The organism is Oryzomonas sagensis (assembly GCF_008802355.1).
Classification (GTDB): domain Bacteria; phylum Desulfobacterota; class Desulfuromonadia; order Geobacterales; family Pseudopelobacteraceae; genus Oryzomonas; species Oryzomonas sagensis.
In genome coordinates this window covers 41741-52185 of sequence record NZ_VZRA01000003.1, presented here as the reverse complement: position 1 = coordinate 52185, position 10445 = coordinate 41741, and the positions used below count along the sequence as shown (strand labels likewise).

10 protein-coding genes and 4 tRNA genes are annotated in these 10445 nt (G+C 59.6%); 5 read left to right on the top strand and 9 right to left on the bottom strand.

Annotated features, from left to right (window positions below):
• From tuf to rpoH, 6 genes are all read right to left on the bottom strand, one after another.
• Positions 1-1023 (bottom strand): elongation factor Tu (tuf, locus tag F6V30_RS10995; RefSeq protein WP_151157534.1); only part of this gene is annotated, 1023 nt, incomplete at its 3' end.
• Between the two features lie 78 nt (positions 1024-1101).
• Positions 1102-1177: transfer RNA gene (locus tag F6V30_RS10990), tRNA-Thr, on the bottom strand.
• A gap of 6 nt (positions 1178-1183) precedes the next feature.
• A tRNA-Gly gene (locus tag F6V30_RS10985) sits at positions 1184-1260 on the bottom strand.
• Between the two features lie 106 nt (positions 1261-1366).
• Positions 1367-1452, bottom strand: a tRNA-Tyr gene (locus tag F6V30_RS10980).
• A 40-nt stretch (positions 1453-1492) separates the two neighbouring features.
• A tRNA-Thr gene (locus F6V30_RS10975) sits at positions 1493-1568 on the bottom strand.
• A gap of 138 nt (positions 1569-1706) precedes the next feature.
• Positions 1707-2555 (bottom strand): RNA polymerase sigma factor RpoH, encoded by an 849-nt coding sequence (gene rpoH, locus F6V30_RS10970; protein WP_151157029.1) that lies wholly within the window; start codon positions 2553-2555, stop codon positions 1707-1709.
• A 262-nt stretch (positions 2556-2817) separates the two neighbouring features.
• Between rpoH and F6V30_RS10965 the strand changes: the two genes are divergently transcribed.
• From F6V30_RS10965 to F6V30_RS10945, 5 genes are read left to right on the top strand one after another with little or no spacing between them, the layout of a single operon-like run.
• Entirely contained in the window at positions 2818-3279 is a 462-nt protein-coding gene (locus F6V30_RS10965) for a deoxycytidylate deaminase (protein WP_151157028.1), read from the top strand.
• 2 nt (positions 3280-3281) lie between these two features.
• Complete coding sequence (gene nrdR, locus F6V30_RS10960; RefSeq protein ID WP_151157027.1) at positions 3282-3734, top strand: transcriptional regulator NrdR; 453 nt, start codon at positions 3282-3284, stop codon at positions 3732-3734.
• Entirely contained in the window at positions 3731-4840 is a 1110-nt protein-coding gene (ribD, locus tag F6V30_RS10955; RefSeq protein WP_151157026.1) for a bifunctional diaminohydroxyphosphoribosylaminopyrimidine deaminase/5-amino-6-(5-phosphoribosylamino)uracil reductase RibD, read from the top strand. Before nrdR ends, ribD begins: the two co-directional genes overlap by 4 nt.
• Positions 4825-5466, top strand: coding sequence for a riboflavin synthase (locus tag F6V30_RS10950; RefSeq protein ID WP_151157025.1), 642 nt, complete (start codon positions 4825-4827; stop codon positions 5464-5466). The genes ribD and F6V30_RS10950 overlap by 16 nt, the downstream gene beginning before the upstream one ends.
• Before the next feature lie 21 nt (positions 5467-5487).
• The gene (locus F6V30_RS10945) at positions 5488-6693 is read left to right on the top strand and encodes a bifunctional 3,4-dihydroxy-2-butanone-4-phosphate synthase/GTP cyclohydrolase II (RefSeq protein ID WP_151157024.1); all 1206 of its coding nucleotides are present in this window, start codon (positions 5488-5490) and stop codon (positions 6691-6693) included.
• A 112-nt stretch (positions 6694-6805) separates the two neighbouring features.
• Here the strand turns inward: F6V30_RS10945 and F6V30_RS17385 are convergent, their stop codons facing one another.
• The 3 genes from F6V30_RS17385 to F6V30_RS10930 form a co-directional block, all read right to left on the bottom strand.
• Positions 6806-7789: a divergent polysaccharide deacetylase family protein gene (locus F6V30_RS17385; RefSeq protein ID WP_246163456.1), complete on the bottom strand. Its 984-nt coding sequence runs from the start codon at positions 7787-7789 to the stop codon at positions 6806-6808.
• A 66-nt stretch (positions 7790-7855) separates the two neighbouring features.
• Entirely contained in the window at positions 7856-9214 is a 1359-nt protein-coding gene (locus F6V30_RS10935) for a S41 family peptidase (protein WP_151157023.1), read from the bottom strand.
• A gap of 48 nt (positions 9215-9262) precedes the next feature.
• On the bottom strand, positions 9263-10441 hold the full coding sequence (locus F6V30_RS10930) for a murein hydrolase activator EnvC family protein (protein WP_151157532.1): 1179 nt from the start codon (positions 10439-10441) through the stop codon (positions 9263-9265).
• Positions 10442-10445: the final 4 nt, after the last annotated feature.

The following is a 10445-nucleotide window of genomic DNA, read 5'->3' as shown; positions in this document are numbered from 1 at the left end:
GGTCACGTCCGTCGTCCGGAAGTAGAACTGGGGACGGTAGCCGTTGAAGAACGGCGTATGACGACCGCCCTCTTCCTTGGTCAGAATATAGGCTTCAGCCTTGAACTTGGTGTGCGGAGTGATGCTGCCCGGCTTGGCAAGCACTTGGCCGCGCTCGATGTCTTCACGCTTCACACCGCGCAGCAGGGCGCCGATGTTGTCGCCGGCACGACCTTCGTCCAGCAGCTTGCGGAACATCTCGACACCGGTTACCGTGGTCTTGGCCGTGGCTTTGATACCGACGATCTCGACCTCTTCGCCAACCTTGACGATACCGCGCTCAACACGACCGGTGGCAACGGTACCACGACCGGAGATGGAGAAGACGTCTTCGACAGGCATCAAAAACGGCTTGTCGATGGCGCGCTCAGGATTGGGGATGTAGGCATCGACCGCATCCATCAGGGCAATGATGGCCGGCTCGGCCAGTTCGCCCTTCTCGCCGTTCAGCGCCTGGAGGGCCGAACCTTTGATGATGGGAATATCGTCGCCCGGGAAGTCGTAGCTGGACAGAAGCTCGCGAATCTCGAGCTCAACCAGTTCCAGCAGCTCGGCGTCGTCCACCATGTCCGCCTTGTTCAGGAAGACGACGATGTAGGGAACGCCTACCTGACGGGCAAGCAGGATGTGCTCGCGGGTCTGGGGCATGGGGCCGTCGGCGGCGGACACGACCAGGATGGCGCCGTCCATCTGCGCGGCTCCCGTGATCATGTTCTTGACGTAGTCGGCGTGGCCCGGACAGTCGACGTGGGCGTAGTGACGCTTCTCGGTCTCGTATTCAACGTGCGCAGTGGCAATCGTAATACCGCGCTCACGCTCTTCGGGAGCATTGTCGATCTGGTCGAATGCCTTGAATTCGGCCTGACCCTTACCGGCCAATACCTTCGTGATGGCGGCGGTCAACGTGGTCTTGCCGTGGTCAACGTGACCTATCGTGCCGATGTTTACATGCGGTTTGTTACGCTCGAATTTAGCCTTCGCCATGATAACAGGCCCTCCTCATTCATTGCCTTTTGTTTTGTCTACCTGCACACAGTTATGTTGGGTGTTGCCGAAAAGAAATGGAGCCCACATCCGGACTCGAACCGGAGACCTCTTCCTTACCAAGGAAGTGCTCTACCTCCTGAGCTATGTGGGCGATAACTGGAGCGGGAAACGGGACTCGAACCCGCGACCCTCAGCTTGGAAGGCTGATGCTCTAGCCAACTGAGCTACTCCCGCGCTACCAGATGAAGATATTTGGAAACCACCCCAACACAATCCTTACCAGTTCAAACGACCGCGGTCTCCTGGGTTCACATCCTGCTGCCGGCTTCCGATGGTTGTATGGTGGAGGGAGGAGGATTCGAACCTCCGAAGTCGTACGACGACAGATTTACAGTCTGTTCCCTTTGGCCGCTCGGGAATCCCTCCAGGGAGAATGATACTAAAGCCAAATTCATTCTGTCTTCGCTGGAGCTGGCGATGGGACTCGAACCCGCAACCTGCTGATTACAAGTCAGCTGCTCTACCAATTGAGCTACGCCAGCACTTGTTTCATTAATCGCGAAACAGAATTTGTTTATTTAAAGAAAGACGCCGATAAAGTCAAGATTTTTTTCTGATATGCAAAAATAAGTTTTTTAAAATCCCGCTCCGCAAGGGGGCCGCGTCCGGGGACGCGCCGGCTAAGCGGCCGATAACAGGGGAGTAAGCGCAGTTTTCATCTTTTTCAATGCCGCTTCCTCTATCTGGCGCACCCGCTCTCGGGAGATGGAAAAATGGGTGGCAATTTCCTGAAGGGTCAGAGGCTCATCGGCACTGATCCGCTTTTCCACGATGAAGCGCTCCTTCTCGTTCAACCCCGCCACGACGCGCGCCACCTGGCGATGGAGTTGCTGGCTTTCCTGGAACTCGGACAAGGCCTCTTCCTGATTCTGCCGGTCGTCCGCCAGATTTTCCAGCAGGGTGAAGCCTTCGCCCCCCGGGATCTCGGCGTCCAGGGAGGCCTCTCCGTGGAGGCGCTGCTCCATCTCCGCGACCTCCTGATCGCTCACATTGAGCGACAGGGCCGTGGCGTGAAGATCGTCCTCGCCATTGCCCAACCTGCGGATGGCGTCCTTGGCCTCCCGCAGCTTGAAGAACAGTTTGCGCTGCGCCTGGGTGGTGCCGATCTTGAGGAGGCTCCAGGCGGAAACGATATGATTCTGTATATAGGCCCGTATCCACCAGACCGCGTAGGAGATCAGGCGGATTCCCTTATAGGGGTTAAACTTGCGCACCGCCATCATCAGGCCGATATTGCCCTCCTGAATCAGGTCGAGCATCTTCATGCCGTAATGGCGGTATTCGGCGGCAACCTTGACCACGAAACGCAGGTTTGCAGTGATCAGCGAATGGGCCGCTTCCAGATCCTTTTCTTCAAAAAACTTCACCGCAAAGCGGTGTTCCTCGTCCTCCGAAAGAAGGGGAACCTTTCTGATCTCCGAAAGATACAGGGTCAAACTGTCAGCTACAACCGGAAGTCGCGTAACCATATGGCTTCTCCTGGAAGGGATATTGATGGCGCTCCGGGGAGCGCATTAGCACTCTCCTCTATTGACTGCTAAATACTATCATCCGCCCGGCAAAAATGCAAGACCTTCGCCAAAGGGGAATAATCACAGAGGTTTCAATCATATAAGGCCGCATAGCCGCACAATGCGTGGGGCCTGTCCCCCGTGCAACTGCTTACATATTGACCTCACGCGGATATTGGAGTAATTTGGTGTACATCCTTACATTTAAAGAGACCTTATTATGCCCCGCCCATCATGGGACCAGTATTTCATGGACATCACCCGCCTGGTCGCAACACGTTCCACGTGCCTGCGCAGACAGGTCGGGGCAGTACTTGTCAAAGACCGCAACATCCTTGCCACAGGCTACAACGGCGTTCCTTCCGGCATCAGCCACTGTGAAGCCGCCGGCTGTCTGCGGGAACGGCTTCGCGTTCCTTCCGGCGAACGCCACGAGTTGTGCCGCGGCCTGCACGCCGAACAAAACGCCATCATCCAGGCGGCACGCCACGGCACCAATATCGACGGCGCCACCCTCTACTGCACCACCATGCCCTGTATCATCTGCACCAAGATGATCATCAACGCAGGCATACGCGCCATCGTCTACAGCGAGGGGTATGCCGACGAACTTGCTCGGGAAATGACCACCGAAAGCGGCCTGAACGTGGTACAATTTATCGGCGACACCGGAGGTTCCTGACCGTGAAATGCCCTTTTTGCAGCCATCCCGACAGCAAGGTTGTGGACTCGCGCCCCGACAAAGGGGGATCCGCCATCAGACGCCGGAGGGAGTGCGAGGGGTGCGCCAAGCGTTTCACCACCCACGAACGCATCGAAGAGATGCTCCCGCTGGTCTGCAAAAAGGATGGGCGCCGCGAGCCGTTCGACCGGATGAAGATCGTCTCCGGCATCAAAAAGGCCTGTGAAAAGCGTCCCATATCCATCGACGAAATAGAACGCCTGGTGGACCGGCTGGAAAGCAAGATACAGGAATCTTCCGAGCGGGAAATATCCACGACGGCTATCGGTGAGTGGCTCATGAAGGAGTTGCACGGCATGGATGAGGTGGCCTATGTCCGTTTTGCCTCCGTCTACCGGTCGTTCCGTGACATTGGCGAATTCATGCAGGAGTTACAGGAGCTGCTCAAAAAATGAGTGAACAAGACCAACGCCATATGAAACGGGCTCTCGCCCTGGCCCGCAAGGGGGTCGGCAAAACATCGCCCAACCCTGCGGTGGGATGCGTCGTCGTCAAGGATGGGCGCGTCGTCGGCGAGGGGTGGCACCGGAAGGCCGGCCTGCCCCATGCCGAAGTTAACGCGCTCTCCATGGCCGGTTCCTTGGCCCAAGGTGCCGATGTCTTTGTCACGCTGGAGCCCTGCAGCCACACCGGGCGCACGCCCCCCTGCGCCAAAGCCCTGATCGCCGCCGGCGTGCGGCGGGTGGTTGCCGGCATGGTCGACCCCAATCCCCTGGTGGCGGGCAAGGGCTTCGCCCTGCTGCGCAAGGCCGGCATCATGGTGGAACACGGCGTCATGGAGGCTGAGTGCCGGGCCATCAACCGCCCCTTCATCAAGCACGTCACCACCGGCCTCCCCTATGTGACCTACAAGTGCGCCATGACTCTGGACGGCAACATCGCGACCGTCACCGGCGAATCCCAGTGGATCAGTTGCCCGGATTCGCGGCGCTATACCCACCGGCTGCGGGCGGCTCACGACGCCATCATGGTGGGCGTGGATACGATCATCGCCGACAATCCCCAGTTGACGGTCCGCCATGTGAAGGGGCGCAACCCCCTCAGGATCATCCTGGATACCCGGCTGCGGACCCCGGAGAGCGTCGGCGTGCTCAGCGAGAGCATGGCCCCCGGCACCATCATCGCCACCACCGAAAGCAATCCCCGGGTGCATCTGCGCTACACCCAACAGGGGGCCACCGTCATCGTCTGCGACGAATACGACGGCCGGGTTTCCATGGTGGATCTGCTGCAGAAACTCGGCAAGCGGGGAATACAGTCCATCCTCCTCGAGGGGGGAAGCAGGCTGGCGGGCGAGATGCTGCAAAACAACGCCATCGACGAGTTCATTTTTTTCCTGGCGCCCAAGATCATAGGCTCCGACGGATTCGCGCCCTTCACCCTGCGCGGAATCACCAGCATGGACCAGGCGATCAAGCTGCAATTCGGCCAGATCGCCCATAGCGGCCAGGACATCATCGTCCACGCCTGGCCGGCGGAGGCGGCATGTTCACCGGCCTGATCGAAGACATGGGCACGGTGACCTCATTCAGGCGCAGCGACAAGGCGGCCGTGCTCGGCATCGCAACCGCCCTGCCCGCCCATGAGATCGCCCTGGGCGATTCGGTGGCGGTCAACGGCATCTGCCTGACGGTCACCAGTATCTCCGGCACGGTCCTGACCTTCGACGTCTCGCCGGAGACCATCTCCAGGAGCACCTTCGAAGCGTTGAAAACGGGCGACAAGGTCAACCTGGAGCGGGCGCTGCGCATGGGTGACCGCCTGGGGGGGCATATGGTAACCGGGCATGTGGATTGCTGCGGCACGCTGGCAAGGATCGAGCGGACTTCCGGTTATCATGTCCTGACCTTCACCCTCCCGGCCGGATTCGCCCGTTATCTGGTCAAAAAGGGGTCGGTGGCCATAAACGGCATCAGCCTGACCGTAAACGAGGTGAGCGGCGACGGCTTTACCGTCACCGTAATCCCCCACTCCTTTGCCAAAACCACCTTGGCGGGCCTGACGCCGGGAGACAGCGTGAACATCGAAACCGATATCCTAGGGAAATACATCGAGCGCTTGGCCTCACCTTGGAAGGACGGCGCCGGATTAAGCATGAAGACGTTGGCGGAAAACGGATTTTTGTAAGCAGAAAGGAATAGCGTTCACATGTCGATAGCAACCATAGAAGAAGCGATAGAGGATATCCGGCAGGGCAAGATGGTCATCCTGGCCGATGACGAGGATCGCGAGAATGAGGGCGACCTGACCATGGCGGCCGAGGCGGTCACGCCGGAGGCGATAAATTTCATGGCCAAATACGGCCGCGGCCTGATCTGTCTGACCATGACGGGCGAAAAGTGCGACGAGCTCGGCCTGCGCCCCATGGTGCGCGACAACACCTCCCCTTTTGAAACCGCGTTCACCATCTCCATCGAGGCAAAACACGGGGTCACCACCGGCATCTCGGCCGCCGACCGGGCCCACACCGTCCTGACCGCCGTTGCCGACAAGGCGACCTCGAATGATCTGGTCAGCCCCGGCCACATCTTCCCCCTGCGCGCCCGCAAGGGCGGCGTCCTGGTCCGGTCGGGACAGACCGAAGGTTCGGTGGATCTGGCGCGTTTGGCGGGACTGAAACCGTCCGGGGTCATCTGCGAGATCATGAACGACGACGGAACCATGTCGCGCATGCCGGAATTGCAAAAATTCGCGCAGGAGCATGGCATCAAGATTTGCACCGTAGCCGATCTGGTCGCCTATCGGCTGCGGCACGAACGTCTCGTGCGCACCGTGGCCGAAGCCCATCTCCCGTCGGTGTACGGCGGAGAGTGGAAGGCCATCGCCTTTGAAAATGATGTGGACCACCTGGATCACATCGCCCTGGTCAAGGGGGAATTCGCCAAAGGGGAATCCATACTGGTCAGGGTGCATTCCGAGTGCCTGACCGGCGATGTCCTCGGGAGCAAACGCTGCGACTGCGGGGAGCAGTTGCACCGCGCCATGGAGATGATCGATCGGGAAGGTAAGGGGGTCATCCTCTACATGCGCCAGGAAGGGCGGGGCATCGGCCTGATCAACAAGCTCCGCGCCTACGAACTCCAGGATCGGGGCCGCGACACGGTGGAAGCCAATCTGGAGTTGGGTTTCAAGGCCGATCTGCGCGATTACGGCATCGGAGCCCAGATTCTGCTCACCCTGGGCATCACCAAGATCCGCCTTCTGACCAACAACCCCAAAAAGCTCATCGGTTTGCAGGGCTACGGGATCGATATCGTCGAGCGGGTCGCCATAGAGGCCGTCCCCAACGAGAGCAACCGCAAGTACCTCAAGACCAAACAGGCAAAGATGGGGCACCTGCTGAAGAACCTCTGAGACAGGCGCCCATTCCCGCTCCATGACGCATGCAAAAGGGGGACGGCTTACAACACAAGCTGTCCCCCTTTTTTTGTCCCTTTGACTGCCGGCATGACGCCGTGCGACGTTGTTACCGCACCAGACGCGACACCGGCACCAGGGTGATCCCCTGCCCGACCAAGGCGGGCAGCGCCTCGGCCAGGGTGGCGATGGTTGCCGGGTGCGGGTGGCAGATGGCGATGGCGGCGCCGTTTCTCTTTGCCAGCCGCACCGCCTGGGCCAGTTGCCCGCGGATATAGGCGCCGTCCTGCTCGTTATCGAGAAACACGTTCCGTTTGCCCGCCCTCACCCCCATCTCGCGCGCCAGCCGCAGTCCGACCGTCTGGGGGGTCGTCACGCTGTCCACGAAGAACAGCCCCCTCCCCTTCAACACCTCCAGCACCGTGCGCATCTTGTCCTCGTGTTCGGTGAACTCGGAGCCCATGTGGTTGTTTACCCCCAAGGCCCGGGGGATGCGGAGCGCATAGTCGCCCATATGCTCGCGGATGGCGGCGTCGTCCATGGCGATCAGGAGCCCGTTGGCCTCCAGCCTGCGTTGGGGCCACCCCTTGGACTGCATGGGGATATGGATCATGGTCTCGATGCCGCTTTGGGCGGCGAAGTCCGCCACCTCGCGGTCGCGGCGCAGACCGGGGATGATGGAGAAGGTCACGGGAAGGCCGATGCCCGCCAGGGCGCGGGCTTCCTGCAGATTGCTCCCCATATCGTCGATGATGACGGCCAGGTGCCCATGGGCGCCATCCTTCCGCCCCGTAGCCGGCTTTGTTTTTTCTTCGTCGGTGGTGGCGGCGTTTTCCTTCGGATACTCCTTATGGGCCGGTTTCACTGCCGCGGGCGCCGGCGGAACCGGTTCCACGGGCCGCCGGGCATTCTGTTCCGGAACGGGCGGCGGGCTTGCGGCATGGGGGGGAGGAACGGGGGGAGGGGCGTTGCCCCGGGGTGCGTTCAGCAGATAGAGGCCAACGGCGAGTATGATGACGGCCACAACAGTCAGGGCGGCGATACGGCTGCCGCCCTGTTTCTGCTTATATCTGTTGTTTCTCGGTTTGTTCACCGTAGTGTTGCGGGACGTGAGTCCGCCCGGGGGCGCCGGTTTCCCGCGCGCACCCGGGCAGGCGGCCTACTTGCCCGGCCCCATGGTTTTCAGGATGTCCCACCCTTTGAGGAGGTCAAGGGCACGCATGGCCTGATAGTCGTTCTTCAAGGCGTCGTCGATCTTCTGCTGGGCGGCTTTTTCCTTTTTGCCGTCCTTTTTGCTGGCGCCCTGATCGGTCTTGTCCTCGTTCTCGAAGTGGTGCTCCAGGTCCTTCTCGCGGATATGCATGAACTCCTTCTTCTCCGCGGTTTCCTTGGGCAGCTCCAGACGCTCGACCGTGATGTCGGGGGTTATGCCCTTGGCCTGGATGGAACGCCCTTTGGGCGTGTAGTAACGGGCCGTGGTGAGGCGCAGGCCGGAATCGTCCGAGAGCGGGATGATGGTCTGGACCGAGCCCTTGCCGAAACTCTGGGTCCCCATGATAATGGCCCGTTTGTGGTCCTGCAGTGCCCCGGCCACGATCTCGGAAGCGCTTGCGCTGCCGCCGTTGATCAGCACGACAATCGCGTAGTTCGGCTCCTTGCCGCCCTTTTTGGCCGTGAATTGCATCTTGGAATCCTTTTCACGTCCCTCGGTATACACAACCATCTGCCCTTCGGCGATAAAGTGGTCCACCACCCGCACCGCCTGATCCAGGAGCCCGCCGGGATCGTTGCGCAGGTCGAGGACCAGTCCCTTGAGGTCGCCTTTGTTTTCATCCTTGAGGGATTTGAGGGCTTTGGTGAGGTCTTCATCGGTCTTTTCCTGGAACTGGGCGATGCGCACATACCCGTAGCCATCGTCCAGCAAGCGGGAGCGGACGCTCTTCACCTGGATCACGTCACGCACCAGGGTAAAGTCCTGCGGTTTTTCGAAACCTTCGCGCATAATGGTCAAAACGACCTTGGTCCCCTTGGGGCCGCGCATCCGCTTGACCGCTTCGTTGATATTCAGGTCCTTGGTGAATTTGTCGTCGATCTTGAGAATCTGGTCGCCGGCCTTGATCCCGGCCTTGAAAGCGGGCGTATCTTCGATGGGCGAAATGACGGTCAGGACGCCGTCCTTGGTTGAGATCTCGATTCCCAGCCCGCCGAAGGCCCCCTTGGTATCGATCTTCATCTCCTTATAGGTCTCGGGGGACATAAAGGAACTGTGGGGGTCGAGGGACGAGAGCATGCCGTTGATCGCGCCGTAGATGAGCTTTTTGGTATCGACCTCGTCCACGTAACTCTTCTTGATGATCGCCATGACATCCGTAAAGAGTTCGATCGACTCGTAATCGCTCCCCTTGCCCTCCGCCGCCGCGTGCCGCTGCGTGCTGATGCCGATGAAAACAACGAGGACAGCGACCACGAGTGCAAAGCCGACCACCACCTTCTTCTTTTTCCTGCCGATTGTGAACATCTTCTGCCTCCGTTTGTATTGAACAGCGTTAGGATATCTAAAGTAGAGTTACCGCACCCAGCCTGCCGGGTCCACCGGCTTGCCCTGGTGCCTTATTTCGAAGTACAGCATCGGCCCCTTGGTGGAATCCACATCCCCCACCGTGGCCAGCGTCTCGTTCTTGCCTACCTCGGCGCCCACCTTCTTCGTTATCTTCGCGGCGTGGGCGTAGAGGCTGAAATAGCCGCCGCCATGATCGACAATGATCATGTTGCCGTACCCCTTGAAGTAGTCCGCAAAGATAACACTGCCATCGTAGATCGCCTTGATCTCCGTACCGGCACCGGCAGCGATGGAGAGCCCTTTGCTGAAGGTATAGGAATTGAATTCCGGGTGTTTGTGTTTGCCGTACGTTTCGATGATCTCACCCCGAACCGGCAGCCCCATGCGCCCCCTCTGGGAGGCGAAGCCCCGATCGGGCACCGGCGGAAGTTCCGGGAGCGGCTTGAGCTTGCTCCCCGGCTTTTCGTGCCGGGACGAGAGTTTTTTCCGGCTCAGCGCCTCAAGGCGGTTCAGCATGGCCTGCAACCGGGATGCGTTGGCCTGGAGTTCCTTGAGCGACGATTCGTACCCCTTGCGGTCCTGGCGGACCTTGATCAGGTACGCAAACTTCTTGTTCTTTTCCTGTTCGATCTCGCGCTTTTTGGAGGCTATGCCGCTCTTGATGCGCTCCTTCCTGGTCATGTCCTGTTCCAGGGAGGCTTTCAGCCGGCGCAATTCCTCAATTTTTACAGTATACTCTGCAAATATTTTTTTGTCATTCTCCAGAATGGAACGCATGTAACGGACATTCTCCGCCATCTGGGGAAACGACTCGGCGGAGAAGAACATGCGCAGCGCGCCCAGTTCGCCCGCCTTGTAGAGCGAAACGAGGCGGCGTTCGATCTCCCGCTTCTTCTGGTTGGTCTCTTCCGTAACCAGGGCGATGGTGCGCCCGGTGCGGTCAAGATTCGATTCCACGTTCCGCAGGTCCCGGTCGAGGCTTCCCAGGTCGTTCATCTTCCGTTCCAGGGAACGGTCTATCTCCTGGAGTTCCGTGGAGACGACTGCTTCGACCTTGCGGGTCTTGGTGATGAGTTGCCTCTTCGCCTTGATCTCCCGCTTGACGCCCTTCAGTTCATCCTTGGGGTTGTCCCCCCAGCCAGGAGAAGCCGCTGCAAGCATCAGCAGTATGCACAACAATCGCATCATT